15 protein-coding genes and 2 tRNA genes are annotated in these 19273 nt (G+C 29.3%); 15 read left to right on the forward strand and 2 right to left on the reverse strand.

All coding sequences use genetic code 4. The annotated features are described in order from the left end of the window. Nucleotides 1-495: 495 nt before the first annotated feature. Nucleotides 496-1941: a hexose phosphate transporter gene (locus tag QJQ40_RS01065; protein WP_282861455.1), complete on the forward strand. Its 1446-nt coding sequence runs from the start codon at nucleotides 496-498 to the stop codon at nucleotides 1939-1941. A gap of 158 nt (nucleotides 1942-2099) precedes the next feature. After that, nucleotides 2100-3047: an L-lactate dehydrogenase gene (locus QJQ40_RS01070; protein WP_282861456.1), complete on the forward strand. Its 948-nt coding sequence runs from the start codon at nucleotides 2100-2102 to the stop codon at nucleotides 3045-3047. Nucleotides 3048-3848: 801 nt separating this feature from the next. On the opposite strand, the gene QJQ40_RS01075 is transcribed toward QJQ40_RS01070, so the two are convergent. Next, a tRNA-Leu gene (locus QJQ40_RS01075) sits at nucleotides 3849-3932 on the reverse strand. A 58-nt stretch (nucleotides 3933-3990) separates the two neighbouring features. Here QJQ40_RS01075 and QJQ40_RS01080 point away from each other — a divergent pair. The 6 genes from QJQ40_RS01080 to QJQ40_RS01105 all read left to right on the forward strand — a co-directional run bounded on the left by QJQ40_RS01080 (nucleotide 3991) and on the right by QJQ40_RS01105 (nucleotide 11044). Then, nucleotides 3991-6828 (forward strand): DUF31 family putative serine protease, encoded by a 2838-nt coding sequence (locus tag QJQ40_RS01080; RefSeq protein ID WP_282861457.1) that lies wholly within the window; start codon nucleotides 3991-3993, stop codon nucleotides 6826-6828. A 65-nt stretch (nucleotides 6829-6893) separates the two neighbouring features. Further along, entirely contained in the window at nucleotides 6894-7979 is a 1086-nt protein-coding gene (gene prfA / locus QJQ40_RS01085) for a peptide chain release factor 1 (RefSeq protein ID WP_044285890.1), read from the forward strand. Beyond that, the gene (locus tag QJQ40_RS01090; RefSeq protein WP_282861458.1) at nucleotides 7966-8694 is read left to right on the forward strand and encodes a peptide chain release factor N(5)-glutamine methyltransferase; all 729 of its coding nucleotides are present in this window, start codon (nucleotides 7966-7968) and stop codon (nucleotides 8692-8694) included. Before prfA ends, QJQ40_RS01090 begins: the two co-directional genes overlap by 14 nt. Before the next feature lie 40 nt (nucleotides 8695-8734). Continuing rightward, nucleotides 8735-10138 carry a glutamate--tRNA ligase gene (gene gltX, locus QJQ40_RS01095; protein ID WP_282861459.1) on the forward strand — a complete coding sequence of 468 codons (1404 nt, stop codon included), beginning with the start codon at nucleotides 8735-8737 and terminating at the stop codon, nucleotides 10136-10138. Then, the gene (locus tag QJQ40_RS01100; protein WP_282861460.1) at nucleotides 10129-10533 is read left to right on the forward strand and encodes a hypothetical protein; all 405 of its coding nucleotides are present in this window, start codon (nucleotides 10129-10131) and stop codon (nucleotides 10531-10533) included. The genes gltX and QJQ40_RS01100 overlap by 10 nt, the downstream gene beginning before the upstream one ends. Then, nucleotides 10526-11044 carry a tRNA (cytidine(34)-2'-O)-methyltransferase gene (locus QJQ40_RS01105; protein ID WP_282861461.1) on the forward strand — a complete coding sequence of 173 codons (519 nt, stop codon included), beginning with the start codon at nucleotides 10526-10528 and terminating at the stop codon, nucleotides 11042-11044. Before QJQ40_RS01100 ends, QJQ40_RS01105 begins: the two co-directional genes overlap by 8 nt. A 638-nt stretch (nucleotides 11045-11682) precedes the next feature. Here the strand turns inward: QJQ40_RS01105 and QJQ40_RS01110 are convergent. After that, nucleotides 11683-11757, reverse strand: a tRNA-Trp gene (locus QJQ40_RS01110). Between the two features lie 78 nt (nucleotides 11758-11835). On the opposite strand from QJQ40_RS01110, the gene QJQ40_RS01115 reads away from it, so the two are divergent. The 7 genes from QJQ40_RS01115 (at nucleotide 11836) to QJQ40_RS01145 (ending at nucleotide 19163) form a co-directional block, all read left to right on the forward strand. Beyond that, nucleotides 11836-12417, forward strand: a complete 582-nt coding sequence (locus QJQ40_RS01115; protein WP_044285894.1) for a chromate transporter — start codon at nucleotides 11836-11838, stop codon at nucleotides 12415-12417. Then, nucleotides 12401-13051: a chromate transporter gene (locus QJQ40_RS01120; RefSeq protein WP_044285895.1), complete on the forward strand. Its 651-nt coding sequence runs from the start codon at nucleotides 12401-12403 to the stop codon at nucleotides 13049-13051. The genes QJQ40_RS01115 and QJQ40_RS01120 overlap by 17 nt, the downstream gene beginning before the upstream one ends. A 7-nt stretch (nucleotides 13052-13058) precedes the next feature. Continuing rightward, a complete protein-coding gene (locus QJQ40_RS01125) occupies nucleotides 13059-13892 on the forward strand; it encodes an MAGa7180 family putative nuclease (protein ID WP_282861462.1) in 834 nt (277 codons plus the stop codon). Between the two features lie 2 nt (nucleotides 13893-13894). After that, the gene (locus QJQ40_RS01130) at nucleotides 13895-15133 is read left to right on the forward strand and encodes an Hsp33 family molecular chaperone HslO (RefSeq protein ID WP_282861463.1); all 1239 of its coding nucleotides are present in this window, start codon (nucleotides 13895-13897) and stop codon (nucleotides 15131-15133) included. A 213-nt stretch (nucleotides 15134-15346) separates the two neighbouring features. Further along, nucleotides 15347-16747, forward strand: coding sequence for a trigger factor (tig, locus tag QJQ40_RS01135; protein WP_282861464.1), 1401 nt, complete (start codon nucleotides 15347-15349; stop codon nucleotides 16745-16747). A gap of 48 nt (nucleotides 16748-16795) precedes the next feature. Further along, nucleotides 16796-17260 carry a hypothetical protein gene (locus QJQ40_RS01140; protein WP_282861466.1) on the forward strand — a complete coding sequence of 155 codons (465 nt, stop codon included), beginning with the start codon at nucleotides 16796-16798 and terminating at the stop codon, nucleotides 17258-17260. A gap of 244 nt (nucleotides 17261-17504) precedes the next feature. Then, entirely contained in the window at nucleotides 17505-19163 is a 1659-nt protein-coding gene (locus QJQ40_RS01145) for an IS1634 family transposase (RefSeq protein ID WP_282861467.1), read from the forward strand. Nucleotides 19164-19273: the final 110 nt, after the last annotated feature.

Raw genomic sequence — 19273 nt, forward strand, 5'->3', positions numbered from 1 at the left:
GAATGCCTTAAATTTAACCGTTTAAAAATCTTCAAATTTATGGCTTTTAATTATTGTTCTTTCAAAACTTCACATATTTTTTTAGGCTCAATGTAAGTAAAAAGGAGTTTTCTTTTTGCATTGAGTTTAAATAGCAGTTGTATTTTTTATGATTTTTGTTATTTTAAAATAAATTGATTTTTGCCTATGTTTTAAACTAAAAAAGGTAATTAAAAATTTTATAATTTCGCTTTTCAAGTTAAAATTTTAGCTTTTTTAGTTTGCTTTATTTGATTGATAAGTAGATTTTTCCTTCATGGGTGCTAAAAAAGTCCCAAAAAAAGGATACTTTTTTAAGATTATCTCATCAAACAGGCAAACACAGAAAAAACTGAAATTTTTTTAAATTTTTAAACAAAATGTTCCAGTTTGATATTTTTTTAAATTTTTAATATATAATTTTAAGCAGAGTTATTAACTCTGTATCACATTTTTAAAATTTAGGAACTAAATTATATGAATGATAATTTTATTTTAAAATTTGCTTCAAAAAACATAAAAGAAAAAAAATTAACTTTCAGTACCGGCCTAATTCTGTGAGCGTTAATTGTTTTTGCTTATATGATTTTTGTCATAAATTGAGGATTTGCATCAGCTGGACTCAACGGAAAAGCTGGTGTAAGTGGATATTTAGGACATTTTTTTCCAGATGCTAGTGCTGCGCCTGGAACTGTAGTTAATCAAGCAGTTAACTGAGGAATTACAATCGGTCGTGGAATTGGATCGATTCTAGTAGGTTGATTTATTGTAAAAATTTCACATAAATATACTGTTGTATTGTCGCTTATTTTGATGCTTTTTGGAATAGCAGCGCCTTATTCACCAACTTATGCAGGGTTTATAATTTTAAGAACTATTTTTGCAATTGGTGGAACAATGCAAATTGTTTTAATTCAACCAGTTGTTTCAAATTATTTAAATCCACGTCAAAAAGCGGTAATTTCACAGTTTTCACCGTTTTTTTACCCAATTGGAACAATAATTACACTTATTCCTTTTATATTGAATGATGTAATTCAAGATTCTGTTCGTTCACATTGACAAACAATTTTCCTAGTAATTGGACTTTTAACACTTATTCCTTTAATTGGTTACATAATTTTAGGAGCAAAATTTGACCTGTATCCTTCTGCTTTAGCAAATCAAGCTAAACAAGAAAAACTAACTCTATCAAGCTTCTTTAAACAAAAAGATACTTGATATTGAACAATTGTTTATGGATCATGACTTATTGCGGTTGTTTTCCCCTTTACATTTTCTAAGCCAATTTTTGCTCGTCTAATTGGTGATAGTGCCAATACTTTTAGCCAAAAAATCTCAGTTTTCCTAATTGTTTTCTTATCAGGAATGTTTGTCGGTCCATTTACAGTTGGACTGTTTTCAAAATACAAACTTCAAAGACGTAAATATATAACAACAGTTATTTCCCTTGGTGTTCTTTTTTATGTTCTTGCTACCGTTGTTTTTGTTACAAAAGTAGGAAAAGACCCTCTCAGTGCACAAACTTACAAAGATGGTTGAACCTGATTATTTTTAATTTTTGGTCTTTTTATGGGAATTTGTCTCTGAGGTATTCAAGGAGTAATTCTTAATTTACCTCACGAATATCCAGGCTCAAATCCTAAAAGAGTCGGATTCCAATTTGGTCTTATTTGAGGACTAGGGTATACTGCCTTTACATTAGCAACAATAATAACTTCATTAATTAATACGCCTCCAGGGGTAGATCTAAAAACAGCAGTTAGTGCCGAAAATGTTGATGGATATGCCTTAGGCGCTTATATTGTAATTATTGGATTTTCAGTTGCTTCTGCAATTGGGCTTGCCTTTATAAAAGAACCTCATCCAAACTATAAGAAACTCTTAAAAATCCGTAAACTCTCAGATATTGAACGTATTTAATACTGAAAAAAATTTCATTTTTTTAAATTAATTTGTAAAAAACAAGCAAAAGTATATTTTTGCTTGTTTTTTATTCAAAAATGTATTAAAATTTTAAACGTAACATAGATATTTAATATTTTTGTTATAACCATTATTAAAAAACTAGGAGATACAATATGAAGCCAATCAAAATCGCTCTAATCGGCGCAGGAAATGTTGGAAATTCATTTCTTTATGCAGCAATGAATCAAGGTCTTGCATCTGAATACGGAATTATCGATATAAACCCTGATTTTGCAGAAGGAAATGCATTTGATTTTGAGGATGCCTCCGCTTCACTTTTGCGTCCTTTTTCAGTTCGCCGTTATGAGTATAGCGACCTAAAAGATGCAGATTTTATTTTAATTACAGCAGGAAGACCTCAAAAACCAGGTGAAACTCGTCTTGAATTAGTTGCAGATAATATTCGAATTATCCGTGATATTGCTTTTAAAGTTAAAGAAAGTGGCTTTAGCGGAATTACTGTTATTGCCTCAAACCCTGTTGATGTTATTACTCGCGCTTACCGTGATGCTTCAGGATTTTCTGACCAAAAAGTTATTGGATCAGGAACAATTCTTGATACTGCAAGACTTCAGTTTGAAATTGCCAAAAGATTAAAAATTGCCCCAAATTCAGTTCAGGCTTACGTAATGGGTGAGCATGGTGATTCATCTTTTGTTGCATATTCAAATATTAAAATTGCAGGTGAATGCTTCTGTCATTTTTCAGAACTAACCGGAATTAACGGCTCAAATTACGAAAAAGAGCTTGAATATCCAGTTTCACGTCGTGCTTATGAAATAATTAACAGAAAAAGAGCAACATTTTACGGAATTGGTGCTGCATTAGCGCGAATTGTAAGCAACATTATCAACGACACAAAGAATATTCTAATTGTCGGTGCGAATTTACGTGGTCAGTACGGCTTTGATGGCGTAAATATTGGAGTTCCAGCGGTCCTTGGTGCAAATGGTATTGAAAAAATCATTGAAATTACACTCAATGATAAAGAAAAAGAAAAATTCGCAAAATCAGTCGAAATTGTCGATACCATTTACAAAGACGCTATGAAAAATCTTTAGTTTTCAAAGTCACACACTTAAAATTTAAAGAAAAGCACTCCAAATCGGAGTGCTTTTCTTTAAATTCTTTAAAATACTGGGTTTTGCCAGTTTGATGGCAAAAATACCGGTAAATCCGGTTTTTTACGGTAAAATCTTAATTTTTATTATTTTAAATTTAAGCTTTTACAAAAAAAAAAAAAAAAATGCTTGGCCTAAGAAAAAATTATGTTATAATAACCATCACTAAGAATGAATTAATAAATTTTGATATTGAATTAAGGGGGAATTATTATGTTTTTTGTCATAAAAAAATAAGATAGTGCGACTTTTCCATTATGTTTTTAAATATGATGGAATGCCTTAAATTTAACCGTTTAGAAATCTATAAATTTAGGGCTTTTGGTTATTGTTCTTTCAAAACTTCATATATTTTTTTAGGCTCGATGCAAATAAAAACGAGTTTTCTTTTTACATTGAGTCTAAATAGTAGTTGTTTTTTTATGATTTTCGCCAGTGTTTTAAACTAAAAAAGTAGTGTTTAAAAATTTCATAATTTTGCTTTTTAAGTTAAAATTTTAACTTTTTTAGTTTGCTTTATTTGATTAATAAGTAGATTTTTCTTTCATGAGTGTTAGATTTAAAATTTAGTGTTTTTGTTTTGATAGTTATTTTTCCTGAGTTTTGCAGTTTAATGGCAAAAATTAAGACAAAGGGTTGAATTTAACAGTTCAAATTTAAAGAAAAGCACTCCAAATCAGAGTGCTTTTCTTTAAATTATTTATAATTAAATTTTTATAATATGATGAGGTATACTATATTTGGTGGCTCATATCGGACTCGAACCGATACGCATTGCTGCAGCAGGTTTTGAGTCTGCCGTGTCTACCATTCCACCAATGAGCCGTAAAAAGTTTTTAAAATTTATTGTTTTAAAGATAATTATAATATAATTATATCAATCATGGCAAAAAAACAAAATAAATCTTTGAAAAAAATACTAATTAAAATTCTCCCGCTAGTTGGAATTTCAACTACATTTTTTATCGCTTCTTGCACACCGCTTGGTGCGGTCAATGGAATTCTCAAGCGAACACTCGAAATTGGCCAATCAAACCCTTGAGATCAAGAACTAAATCTAAAGAACCCTTTAGATTCAATAATTTCAGGTAAAGTTGCTTTAGGTAACAACCTTAAGGCGTCTGATTTTTTAAAACAGTATTCAACCTTAGATTTAGATGATAATTTGAATGGAATAACTCACCGCATGTTCAATAGAGGAAGTTCATTTTTAGATTCAGCAATTCTTTGAACTTTTATCCCAGGCGTTGATAATTTTGACTTAAATGCAAAATTTGAATTAAAAATTACCCCAGTTACAAATTCTGCTAATGATTTTTACGGTTCAATTAAAGTTAAGGTTGACTCTTATAATAAAGACTCAAAAACTTTGGTTCAATCAAAAGAGTTTGTTGTTAACGGCTTTCAAACCGATCAAACCGGAATTTATGCTTATAAAGAAAGAATTCAAACTGCTTTTGAAAAAATAGAAACTTTAGAATTAAAAAATCAAAACACTTTTGATATTGACTCACTAAAATCTGACTCAGATATTTGGGAACATATCAATTTACCGTCAAATTTTGAAAAAACTGACATAACTACGCTTAGAAATTCAGATCAATTTGATGTTCCAAGTGAACAACAGGCAGTCCCAAGCATTCAAAATATTGCCAAAAATCCTTATCGTTTAAAGGTTAAAAATTTCTATTATTTAAAAGCAACAATTTTAAAAGACTCATACGATTCCCAAACTGGAACTGTCGATGTTGTCTTGTCGATTTATCATGATACATACCATAATTTTGTTTCAAAAATTGTAAAACTAAAACTTAAGCCAAATCAAAATCTAAAAAAATTAACTGAAATTAAAAGTTTCAAACTTAAAGATGAGTATTCTAACTTTTTGCCATCTTTTTTAATAAATTCCTCTGAAAATTCAGGCGATACATTATCTAAATATATCGATTTTGGTAATTTAAATCACTCAATGTATCACATCAAAAAGGTTCCCTCACTTTCAAATGATCAAAATGGTGATTTTTACCTAATTTTAACTCCAAAAGAAAATGATTTAACTTCAGGCCCAACAAGCCCTGGTCAAATTATTAAAGTTGAAGGGTTTAACTCATATAATAAGATATTTGCCTCAAGCGAATTTACAAGTCAAATAAATTTTAACTTTATTGATTCTTGATATAAATTACCTACTACAACAAATATTTCAGAAAAATTAAAAAATATTTCACAAAGTTTAAATTCCTCAAGTGATGCACTTTTATGGCCACTTTTTGGTCAAGCAATCAAAAAAACACTATCAGAACCGACGCTTTTTAAAAGTACTGGGGAATTAAGTAATTTTGAAAAATTAAATTATAGTTTTGCTTCATTAGCTGATTTTAAAATTGATGAGTCAGGAGTTTCATTTCACTTTGGTAATTCAGTTCAAGACTATTACAAAATTAACGTAAAATTTACCAACACTAATGAAAGTAAAAATATTATTGAAGATTTTGGTGCAAAAGTTCTTGAAAAAAATATAATTAATGACTCATTACGTTCAAGATCAATGGTAATTCAGTTACGTTCAAATGCTTTTGACCCAAGAACTAATTCAAATACAACCCGAATTACCTCAGGAACAGCTTGGGTTTTTGATCGAAAATTAAAACCTGACCCTCAAAATCCAGGAAAATTTTTACCTACTAACACTTATTATCTTGCCACAAATTTGCATGTTGTTTCAGATTTAATTAACAAACCGGATCAAATTTATTCATTTTCTTATTTACTCGATGGAAATTTGCAAAAATTAAATGAGATTAGTTTTGATGATACTAATTTATTCCGTCGTTTTGATCGAATTTCAAAAACTGAAGCAAACAGAGATTTTTTACCTCCTGAAGGATTTCAGTATATAAACTCTGAATCAAAAAAATTCTGAAACAATTTAAAAATTAATCCAATTGGTCTAGATACGCCCGTAAAGGGAGAATTTCGCGATATTGCAATAATTGAAGTAACTTTTCCTGATGATGAACAGATAAAAAATCCATTTAATATTGGTATTCCCTTTTTAGATTTTTTAGGTGATGGTGAAGATTCATACATAAAAAATATTCCCGATGCTGTTCGACATTACAACGAAGCGCCACTTGATGTTTTAGTAACAAATAAATTTGTTCCTACTTTTACAAAAGCAATCCAACTTAAAACCTCAAAAATTGAATCAGCACTGCCACTGCATGCTTATTTAGGTGGTTTTTTAGGTGGATTTACCTGAATTACTGACAATAAAAATTCATTTGTTACAGTCGATGAGCTAAAAAAAGAAAATCAGTTTAAACAAGATAATTCACCTAAATCTTTCCAAGGGGCGACTTCAATTTCTCTTCCTGGACTTCGTGGTGGTCGTGGAATGTCTGGTTCGCTCGTTGTAAATGAATATAACCAAGTTATCGGTATTTTTTGGGGAGGATATTTCCCGCAGACCACTCCAGGGAGAAGTCAACTTGTTAAAGGAATTGGCCAATTTGACCCAATTGGTGTAAAAATTGACAATAATCCAACAGTTTTAGCCAAATGACTGGCTCAAACAAAAGACATTCAAACTGATTTGGACAAAACTTCAGAAAAAGTTTTTTCCCTTGAGGATCCAGCCCAAATTGAAAGACTAGCTCACTCAGCGCGTTGGCTTAAATTTTCTAGCAATCAAAATCCTCAAGCAACCGCCGATGTTTAACTTTTATTTTTAAAATTTAGAAAAAAATTTAAAATTTTAAAAATAAAAACGTAGGTGGACTAACAATGGAAAAAAAATTTTTAGACTCTTTAGAAAAAATTCACAAAAAATATCAAGACTTAAGTCAGCTTTTACTAACTGATGAGGTAATAAATAATCAAAAAAAATATTTAGAAATCGCAAAAGAAATTTCTTCAATTGAAGAAATTTCTTTGACATTTGATTTACTTTTAAAAAACCAGCAAACACTTGAAGATGCAAAAATACTTCTTAGTCAAGAAAAAGACCCAGAATTACAACAATTAGCAAAATCAGAAATTGCAACTGTCAATAAAAATATTGAAGCACTTGAGGAAAAACTCCTAATTTTAATGCTTCCAAAAGACGAAAATGACGATAAAGACGTAATTGTTGAAATCCGCGGAGCTGCCGGGGGAGACGAGGCTAATATTTTTGTTGGCGATCTTTTTCGAATGTACCAAAAATGAGCTGATTCCCAAAGGGCAAAAGTTAAAATTCTTAGCTCATCACTTGCACTTGCCGGCGGTTTTTCACAGATTTTTTTCCAAATTTCTGGTCAAAATATATACTCAAAACTTAAATTTGAATCAGGCGTCCACCGTGTTCAACGAGTTCCTGAAACTGAAACAATGGGCAGAATTCACACCTCAACTGCTACAGTTACCGTGATGCCAAAAATTGATAGTAAAATTGAAGTCGAAATTAACCCTTCAGATCTTAAAATTGATACTTATCGATCCTCAGGGGCTGGCGGTCAGTCTGTAAATACCACCGATTCGGCGGTTAGAATTACCCATATTCCCACCGGAATTGTTGTAACCTCTCAAGATGAAAGATCCCAAATTGGTAACAAAGAAATAGCAATGGGAATTCTGAGGTCAAAAATTTATAACTTGGAAGTGCAAAAAAGACTTGAAACACAAGCTAATTTTCGTAAACTTGCCGGATCAGGGGCTCGTTCTGAAAAAATTAGAACTTATAACTACCCTCAAGATAGACTCACCGACCACCGAATAGGATTTTCTTGTTCATTAAAACCGGTCATCCAAGGAAGTCTAAATCCAATAATTGAAGCCTTATTATCTCAAGAAAGAGCTGAGTTAATCTTGCAAAGCTATGGAGATAAATAGTAGAAAATTGGAACTTTTAAAGGAAAAACAACGCTATAATTTGCCCTTAGAAGTCTCCAAACTTGAACTTTTAAAGTTAGAAATGAACTATCCAGTCCAAAAAATCATCGGATTTATCGAAATGGAAGATGTTCGAATTTTTTTGGATCAAAAAGTTTTTATTCCCCGTTATGAAACACAAGAATTACTGCAAAAAGTAAAAAAAGTCATAAAAAAAGACAGTTTTGTTCTTGATTTGTGTTGTGGTTCAGGATTTATTGGCCTTGCTCTTGCCAAATTTAGCGGCGCAAAAATTACTTTGGTTGACATTAGTGATGAGGCAATTTTGCAAACAAAATTAAACGCAAAATACAACAATTTAGATGTAAGTGCTGTAAAATCTGATCTTTTTAGCAATATTATTGGCCAAAAATTTGATATTATTGTCTCAAATCCTCCCTATCTTAAAAGGCAAAAACTTGATGAGTCAGTTATTAATTTTGAACCTCAGAGTGCATTATTTTCTGAACCCGAGCCTTTTTCATTTTATCAAAAAATAATGGAAAAAATCGATAATTTTCTTAATGATAAAGGTTGAATTTTTTTTGAAATTGACAAAGATAGTGTCGATTTTTTCAAAAAAAATTTCCCTGAATTCAAAATTGAAAATGATATAAATCAAAAACCAAGATTTGCTTATTGGCAAAAAAACTCAAATTATCCTATAAATTTATAGGATAATTTGAGTTTTGCAATCTAAAAATTGAAAGGAAAAAATGAAAATTAGAACACGCTATGCCCCTTCGCCAACTGGATTTTTGCACATTGGTGGAGCTCGGACTGCGCTTATTAATTACCTTTTTGCAAAACATCACGGTGGTGATTTTATTTTACGAATCGAAGACACAGACACCCAAAGAAATATCAAAGACGGTGAGCGCTCCCAAGTTGAAAATTTAGAATGGCTTGGAATTTTTCCAGACGAAAAACCAGGCACAATTTCAGAATATGGTCCATACCGTCAGTCAGAAAAAATTGACCGCTATCAAAAATTAGCCCAAGAACTAGTTCAAAAAGGCTTTGCATATTATGCTTTTGACAATGCTAGCGAACTTGAAGAGCAAAAAAAAGAGCAAGAAAAACAAGGTATTTTTAGTTTTCGCTATGACAAAAACTGACTTAAAATTTCTGAACAAGAAAAGCAAAAACGTCTAGAAAATAACGAGTTTGTTATCAGATTTGCCGTTGACAAAAACAAAAATTATTGCTGAAATGATTTAGTTCGAGGAAAAATTTGCTTTGAAGGTTCTGCCATTAGTGATTGAGTTATTATAAAATCTGACGGATTTCCAACATATAATTTTGCTGTTGTTGTCGATGATTATGATATGAAAATCACTCATATTTTCCGTGGAGAAGAGCATATTTCAAACACTCCAAAACAAATTGCGCTTTATGAGGCCTTTTCATTTGAAAAGCCAGAATTTGGTCACCTTACAATAATTACCGATAAAAATGGCAAAAAACTGTCAAAAAGAGACTCATCACTTTTCCAATTTATTGAGGACTATAAAAATCAAGGTTATCATAGTCATGCTGTTTTTAATTTTTTAGCACTTTTAGGTTGAACTAGCGCTGATTCTCGTGAATTTTTTGAACACGAAGAATTAATCAAAGCATTTGATTTTAAGAGACTTTCAAAAGCGCCTTCATATTTTGATACTGAAAAATTAAACTGGTTTTCAAAATCTTACATTTCAAAAATGGAAACAGACCAAATTTTACCGCATCTAAATCTGGAAACAAACTCTGAATGAAATCGCTTTTTTGTTGAAACATTTCAAAAAAGTGCTGTAAAATACAGCGACTTTTTTGAAAATCTAGATTTTTTCACAAAGCCTCAGGACTCAATGAGCCAAAAAATAATCGATTTACTGGACCAATCAAATCAGCAACCAATTCAACTTTTTGCACAAAAAATTGACTATGATGACTGGCAATTTTCAAAAATTGAAAATTTAATTAAGGAAATTGGCCAAACCTTAAATATAAAAGGTAAAAATTTATTGTTGCCTTTACGACTGGCAACAACATGAGCTGAATCAGGTCCTGAATTAGCAAGGGCAATTTGACTTTTAGGTCCGCAAATAATTCAAAAAAGGCTTAAAAAATGAAAGTAAGATTTTCTCTTAGAACTATTATTGACGACCAAGACAAAAAAATGGTCGAATTTATTAACGCAATTTACATTTCAAAGCAAATCATTAATAACACCGAAACTGATGTTTATGAAACGCAAAATCCTGAAAATAACATGATGATAAGATTTGAAATTTTTGACAAAAATTTAACAGTATTTTCTGGCGAAAACACTTTATTTTTTGAATTAAATAACTATGTTGAAAATATGTTTATTACTAATGGAATGGAACTTATAGTCAATACTCTTTTAACAAAATTAGAAATAAATTCAGAATTTATTAACATTGAATATGACCTTTTTCTCAAAAATAACGGCTCAGAAGATTCAAAAATTTCAACATATCTTACCACTCTGGAGTTTATAAATGATTAACATTGTGCTATTTCAGCCCGAAATAGGTCCAAATACAGGCAATATTATCCGTTCTTGCTTTGTTTTAAATATGAAACTGCATATAATAAAGCCAATTGCATTTGATTTAGATCCAAAACACTTAAAACGGCCAGCGGCTGGAATTCTTTTGTCAGAAATTCAACATGAAATTCACAGTGATTGGCAAAATTTTGAAAAAAAATATAGCACAAAAAATCTTTATTTTATAACCCGTTATGGCCAAAAAGTTTATTCGCAAATAGATTTTAAAACCGAATTTAACAAAAATAGCGAGATTTTCCTCATTTTTGGCAGAGAATCAACTGGAATTCCAATTGAAATTCTAAAATCAAACAAGGAAAAATGCTTGCGAATTCCAATGTCACCTCATGCTAGATCGCTTAATTTAGCAAATTCTGTTGTTATCGTTGCATACGAAATTTATCGCCAGCTTGATTTTAGCGGACTGTCTTGCTTTGAGGTTCAAAAAGGTAAAAATTATCTTGACTAATTTTTTTATTATATCTTTTAAAAAATTCTAAATCTTTTATCAAAAGTTTAGAATTTTTTGCTTTTTTTTTATTTTTCCCGAGTTTGCCATTTTGATGGAAAAAATTCACTTTTTATCGAATATAAATATGCAAAAATACCGGTAAATCCGTGTTTTTTGACGCAAAACCTTAATTTTTATTATTTTAAATTTAGCCTTTTGCAAAAAAAAAAAAAAAATGCTTGGTCAAAAATAAAGTTATGTTATAATTAAACTCACTTAAGAATAATTAATAAATCGATATTAGAATTAAGGGGAATTAATTATGTTTTTGTCATAAAAAAATCAGAAAATGCGAATTATCCATTATATTTTTAAATATGATGGAATGCCTTAAATTTAACCGTTTAGAAATCTATAAATTTAAGGCTTTTAATTATTGTTCTTTCAAAACTTCATATGTTTTTTTAGGCTCAATTTAAATAAAAAGAGTTTTCTATTTGCATTGAGTTTAAATAGTAGTTCTATTTTTTATGGTTTTTGTTATTTTATCCATAAATTGATTTTTGCCAGTGTTTTAAAATAGGTAATTAACTTTTGCCAAAAACTTAGAATTTATTGCCATTTTTTTTATTTTTTAATTTAAAAAATAAAAAAAATGGCAGAGGTGACAGGAGTCGAACCCGCAACATACGGGGTTGAAGCCCGTTGTTCTACCATTGAACTACACCTCTAAGCCGATTTAATTATACCACATTTTTAAAAAATAATATATTATTTTATTAAGTATGAATACAAAAAATATTAAAAATATGAAAATGAGAGATTTTTTAACACTTTTATGGTTTGTGGTAAAAATTTCTTTAATTTCTTTTGGCGGAGGAAATTCTTTAATGCCTATTATTTTTAGTCAGGCAGTTGTCAAAAAAGGATGAATTTCAAAAAGTGATTTTGATCAAGGTTTAATTTTGACCAATTTGCTCCCCGGACCTTCATCGCTTCAAATGATGGCATTAGTTTGCATTAAAAAATTAGGCGCTTTTTGGGGTGTTATAGCAACAGTTTTGGGAATTTTCCCGCATGTTTTATTATTTTTTACTTTATTTATTTTAGTAAAAAATTTACCTTCAAGATATTTAGTCACTTTTAACCTAGCAATTTTTTCAACAATTATCGGAATTTTGCTTGGATTTTGTTATATTTATTGAAAAAAAGACAAAAATTCAATGAATAAATTAGTTTATTACACCGTTTTATTATTAAGTTTTGCATATTCTTTGTTTGTTCCAAGCCCGTATAATTTAGCGATTGTCCCAATTTTAGTAATTATCTTTATATATTCAGTTTTATTTTTGTTTAAAAAATGAAAGAAAAAACGTGATTTTACTAATTAGTTTAACAATTTTGGGGCTAGCGGTTATTAGTTTAATTGTCTTTGGTGGCGGGCAAGTTTTTATGCCTGTTTTTAATTGGTTTTGATTACAACTTGGAGAGTTAGGTCTTGAAATTGATCAAGAAAAAATTAATCAAATTTTCACTGTCGCAAATTCAACACCAGGTGTTTTTTCAATTAAATTGGCCGCAGTTACTGGATTTTTAATTGCAGATTTTGGAGTTTTAGGTTGATTTCTTTCATTTATTTTTTTAATGGTATTTATATTGCCGGCAATTTTTTTAGTTGTAATTTGATTAAAGGCTTTAAAAAGAGTTTCGCAAAAAAATGGCTCAAATTTTGTAAAAAAAGCACAAATTTTTCGACCAGCAATTATTGGAATTATTTTAGCGCTTGCTTTTCAACTTTTTATCAATTTAGTACTTGTAAATTATGCTTTTAATTCTAATAATGGATATTTTGTCACAAAAGAAGTAAGTGATTTTATAAGCGGTTGAAGACTTTGAGTTTTTATTTTATTTGCAATTTTTTGATCTATAACAGTTTTTATTTTGTATTTACGGAAGGTAAATGTTTTTCTGTTAATTATTATCGGAGTTTCACTTTCACTTATTAGTTTACAACCTTGACTTTAGGACAAATATGTATACAAATCGTAAATTTTATAATAAAAAAGAATATTTTATTGACCATGAAAAGCGGGTTTTAATTCTTAATCCTGCTTTTCATGAAAAATTACTTAACAAAAAGTTTGGTTTTAACACCGGTTTTAAAAAAATTGGTGGAACTTTAATTGGAGAAGTGCTCGGACTTGATAGTTTTAGCTCCCCTTTTCGAGCTTTTGTCAAAATTTCAAAATTGGATATGCCAATTTTAGACACTAAATATATTGACGCGGGAGTTGCAATCGAACCTCTTGTCATTAAAGCTATTTCTGAAAAATTAGGTCTAGAAATTGAAACTTTTCCTCCTGAAAAATATAATTATGATTATTTTAGAGATGATCCAATTATTGGCGGAATTCCTGATGGTTTTATCAAAAAAACTAATATAATAATCGAAATTAAAACAACCGGTCTGAAAAATTTTGAAAGGTGAGGTAAAAAAGGGGAAAATTTACCGCAAAAATACATAAAACAAGCCCAATTATATGCATTTTTAAAAAATGCTGAAAAATATGCAATTGTAGCAACATTTTTAGAAGAAGATGACTACGAAAATCCCAAAGAATTTCCTATAAAAAAAAGACATATAAAATCTTATACTTTTGATGTTAATGAATCTCAAGTTATGGATGATATAGAAAAAATTAAAAAATGGTATAATTTTTATACAAAGTTAGGTATTTCGCCAAGTTTTGACCCTATAGTTGATGCTCAAATTCTTGAGTATTTAAGCTGCGAAAATGAACAAGAGTGAAAACAACTTTGAGAAAAATGAACAAATTCAATATCTAAACAAAATAAAAAAATATAATCATGTCATCATATTCTAAGATTTATTTGCACAAAAATATTCTGATAGTTGTCTCAGAAATGACTGAAATTGTTAATAAAGCGATTAATATTCACAAGTTAAGCAATATTAGTTCGCTTATTTTAGCAAGTTTTATTAATGTTTTTGGACCACTCCCAACTTTGATTAAGGAAAAAACAACTGGATTTTCTGTTAAAATTAATTCTGAAACTGTTGAGTCATTAGTTCTTGAAACAAATAAGAAAGGCCAAATTCGTGCTAGTTTTTCAGGAAATAATTTTGAAATTCCGGCTCATGTTTTCAAAAATTACAGCACAAACCTACTTGTAAGTTCATATATTGGAACTTCTGGTTTTTTAAAAATTAACCAATTTGCAAAAAAAACTAATTATTCAGGACAAGTTAAACTTCAAAAAGGTGATTTTATAAGTGATTTAGCGTATTATTTTCACCAATCTCAGCAAATTAATTCAGTAGTAAAAAATTTAATACAACTTGATGAAAATGCAAAAATAACAAAAGCACAATCCTTAATTATTCAGCTTTTGCCTAATCATTCTGAAGAAGAAATACAAGAGGTAGAACGCTGACTAGAAAATGAAAAAATGACGGATTTCATGAGCTTTTATTCAAGTTTTAATCAGGTTGACTTCCAAAATTGGGATTATATTTGTAACTGTAAAAAAGCAAATTTTGAAGAACATTTGAAACTTTTAATTCAAGAAGATGTTGATTTTTTAATTGAAAAATATAAAAAAATTGAATTTAAATGCAATTTTTGCTCAATTAGCCAAAAATTTAATAAAAAGGACTGATTAATGGCCAATAAACCATTTAGTATTGCTACGGTTGAATCTTTAACTGGAGGCGCGCTTGCTGCTGAAATTGTAAAAAAGCCCGGCGCAAGTAAGTTTTTTGCTGGCGGACTTGTTTGTTATCAAAATGAAATTAAGGAAAAAATTGGTATTGACACAAAAAACGGTGTAACTAATGCCAAAACAGCCTTAAAAATGGCTAAATACGGTCTTGATTTTTTTCAAACCAAATATGCAATTGCCTTAACCGGAAATGCTGGTCCTACAGTTCAAGACGGCGAGCTCGGACAAGTATTTATTGCGATTAATGATGAAGTCTGAGAGCTGAATTTTACCGGAAGCAGATCTGAAATTATACAAGCAAGTTTGGATTTTGCCATTGAAAAAATAAAAGAAATTTCAAAAAACAACATAAAAATTTTTTAAATTTTGCAATAATAAATTATAATTTAAGTAAAAATGAAAACCTAGATAATAATAAATTATTAGCCCTAGTTTTTAAATAAATACATTTGTCTAAAATACTAGGAGAAAAAGCTAAGTTTTTTATTATTTTTTTAAATTTTAAACAAATTTATATAATTTAAATTATAATTAGTTTTATTTTATTTTTATATAACAATTTAAGGATTATTATTAATGATAACACGTGAATTTTTACCTAATAGTGCCGAACTTAAAATTAAGTTAGTAGCTGATCCGCAAAAATGAGTTGAATATTACGATAAAGCTGAAAAAAGACAAGTTGCAAAAGTGTCATTACGCGGTTTTAGAAAAGGGAAAGTGCCATTAGAAAAAGCTCGCCCATATTTAAATCCACAAGCAGTTTTTGAATTAGCACTTAGAATGTACTTACCCGAACTTGAAAAACAAGCTTTTTCTAATGTAATGGATAGTGACAATGTTATTGAATCGCCAGTCTTTAATATTGTTCAAATGGACAAAAACACCTTAGAAATTGAGTTTCTTTACCCTGTTTATCCTGAAATTAAGCTTCCTGAATACCAAAATCTTAAGACAAAATACGCTGTAAAACAAGTGACAAAAGATGATATTGAAATCCAAAAACAAAAACTTTTAGAATCAAAAGGAAAATTTGTTAATGTAAATCGTCCTGTAAAAATGGGAGATATTATTAATTTTGATTTTAAAGGCTTTATTGATGATGAACCTTTTGAAGGTGGAGAAGCACAAGACTTTGAGCTTCGAATTGGTTCAAATAGCTTTATTTCTGGTTTTGAAGAACAACTAGTTGGGTTAGAAATTGAAAAAGAAGCCGATATTCATGTGGTTTTCCCTGAAGATTACCACGTTCCAGCTTATGCAAGTAAAAAGGCAAGATTTCATGTAAAAATCAACAGAATCAAAGAAAGTCAACCCGCTAAATTGACTAATGATTTTGTTGCTTCATTAAAAATTCCAAATGTTGAAACAATTAGCCAATTGGAAGTTTATCTTGAAGATCTTACAAAACGTGAAAATATTGAAAAAGCGCGAATTGAGTTTCAAAAAAATGCACTTGTCGAAATTGTTGACCAAGTTGAAATTCCACTTGCAACTAAATTAGTTAACGCAGAAGTTAGTCGTTTAAATGAAACTTTTAATTCAACTTTAAAACAACAAGGATTTACTCTTGAAGAATATTGCCGAATTACAAAATTCACTGAGCAAGATATTCATAATCAACTAGACGCCGAAGCAAGAAAATTACTTAAAAATTCCTTTATTTTTGCCGAAATTGCAAAACTTGAGGGATTAGTTCCAACCCAACAAGATTATGACGAGCAAATTGCCTTGTTGTCAAAATTCACAGGTAAATCTGTCGAAGAATTGAACGAAACAATTCCTCACAGCGAAATTCAAATTAACATAACAAACAAAAAAGTTGTTGACAAGTTAATTGAATATAATAGCGAAAAAACTGAAGAAAAAGCAGAAGTAAAAACTGAAGAAAAAATAGAAGAAGAAAAAACTGAAACAACAGAGAAACAAAATGAAACTAATGAAGAAGTAAATGAAAATAAGGATGGTGAATCGTAAAAAAAGACCAAAAATTAAAATTTAATTTACAAATTTATGGAGGCCTAAGTGAGTAAAATCGGAAGATTTGTATCGACAGTTTTGGCTGTTATTGTTGGGAATATTCTCTTATTTGCAATAATAATTGCTACTTTATACTTTTTATTTAAAAAGCAAATTGAAAGTTTTGAAATTGATAAAATCAAGGCGTCATTTGAAGAATTTCAAAAAACTTTTTCAAAATTGGACTCTGAGCAAATTAAAAAATTTCAAGAAGGTTTTGATAAACTTGCAAATTTAGATCTAGATTCGCTTAAAACACAAATTGATGCATTAAAAGATGCGCCAGAAAAATTGCAAAAAGCGCTACAATCTGTTGAAGAACTTTCAAAAGCATTAAAAAATATACAAACTGCGCGAACAGGTGCTGGTACTACCGCTACTGTTGCAACAGCTTCTCAAGCAGTGATGAATCTAGGATCAAGACCAAGTTTATTTAATTTTTTAAATGTTACTCCTTTTATTAAAATCTAATTTAAAAATTATTTATTCAATTAAATTTTAAATTCAACAAAAAAAACTACCAGTCGGTAGTTTTTTTTGTTGAAAAGTTTTTAATAACTTTTCCCGAGTTTCTCAGTTTGATGGAAAAATTCACTTTTTAGTGAATATAAATAAGGGAAAATACCCATAAATCCAGGTTTTTTTGTCGTAAAACCCTAATTTATTAACTACATCAATTGCATTTTAAATAAATTTTATAATATAATTATACACTATGAAAAAGCAAAATTTGTTTTTATTTAATGTTTGAGGATCTTCAAAAGATAAACCATATAAATATGTTGGCTGAACACAAGGTTATGGCAAAGGTGCAAAACGTTGATTTAGTTTAGGAAATGAGCGGAATTTGGAAAAAATTAATCCAAATGCTGTTCAAATTATCAAAGAAAAATTGAAATTGTTTTCAAATTTAGATGACAAAGATAAAGTTAAGGCTGTTTTACTTGATTCTATTAAAAATTCCGCAATAATCGAAGGTTCGGTTTTTGTTGGTGGGGAATTAATTGAAAAACTTATTGAAAAGCACAATATTTTTGAGTCACTTCCTAAAAGTAGACATAAAAATATGAAAGAAATTTTTAACTACTTAATTTCAAAACGGATCACTGATCCTGGCAGCATTATTAATGCTTTTGATAAAAAGGATGACTACTCAAATCAAATAAATGCTTCCAAAAATAGCTTTTATAGACTCTTAGATCTTGTCTTTGAGTCACAAAATCAACTTTTAAATAGTGTCAACAAAATGGTAACAAGTGAACTTGGAAAAAGGGACAGTGAATTTTATTTTGACTCATCAACAGTCTATTTTGAGACATTTGAAAGAAATGGATTAAGAATTCCTGGTTATTCTAAAGATGCTAAATTCAAAGAAGACCAAATTGTCATTGGCTTAGCGTGTGATAAAAATGGTATTCCTTTTCATATTAAAGTTTTTAAAGGAAATACCGCTGATTCTAGTACATTAATCCCCTTTGTTTTAGATGTTGAATCCAAATATAATATCAAAAATATGACAATAATCGCTGATCGCGGCATGTCAACTGCTGCAAATATTCGATTTCTTGAATCTAGAAACTATAATTTCATTATTTCTTATCGCGCAAAGGTAGGGACTCAAAAATTTAAAAATTATTTACTAGATCCAAGCGATTATGTTAATGTAAGTGCGGATTTTAAGTATAAAAAAGAAGAATTTTATTCATCATATAAAAATAAAAGATTCACCGAAAATATTAGAAGAAGAATTATTACTTATAGCACAAAAAGAGCAATAAAAGACAGAAAAGCTCGTGAAGAGCAAATCCAAAGTTTTATTAAAAAACAAAATAAAGATGGCTTTATTGAAGTAAACAAATTGTTTGGTAAAAAACCTAAATATTTTAAGGAAATTTCAAACATGAAATTTGAATTAGATCAAAGCAAAATTGATAAAGACAAACAATTTGATGGTTACTACGTTTATGAAACAGATATGCTAAATTTGAATGTCTTAGACATAGTTGAAAAATACCAAAAACAGAAAAATATTGAAGCTAATTTTAGAAGTCTAAAAGGTTTATTGAATATTCGGCCTGTATTTTTAAAAATGGATGAGCATATCCTAGCTCACACTCTTTTGTGTTTTATCTCGCTAGTTATTTTAAAAACTATAATTTTTAAAATCAACAAACATATTAGTGATAACAAGTTATTTGAAAACAATCAATTAACTGAGGTTGGTTTAGTAACGATGTTGCAAAAATTAAGACAAAGGGTTGAATTTAACACTTTAGATCAGCAAATGATATTTAAAAATCGTGAAGGCGTTCCTAGTGATCCAGATATTTGAAATAGGTATGATTTTTACTTTGATATCTTAATAAATCACTAATAAAAATTGTAATTAACTTTTGCCAAAAAAATTAAAAAAGTTCCCAAAAACAGACACTTTTTAAGATTATCTTACAAAACAGGGAAACTCGAGATTAACTTTACCTGAGT

The sequence above is a fragment of the Mesomycoplasma ovipneumoniae genome (assembly GCF_030012565.1).
GTDB classification, from domain to species: Bacteria; Bacillota_I; Bacilli_A; order Mycoplasmatales; family Metamycoplasmataceae; genus Mesomycoplasma; species Mesomycoplasma ovipneumoniae_D.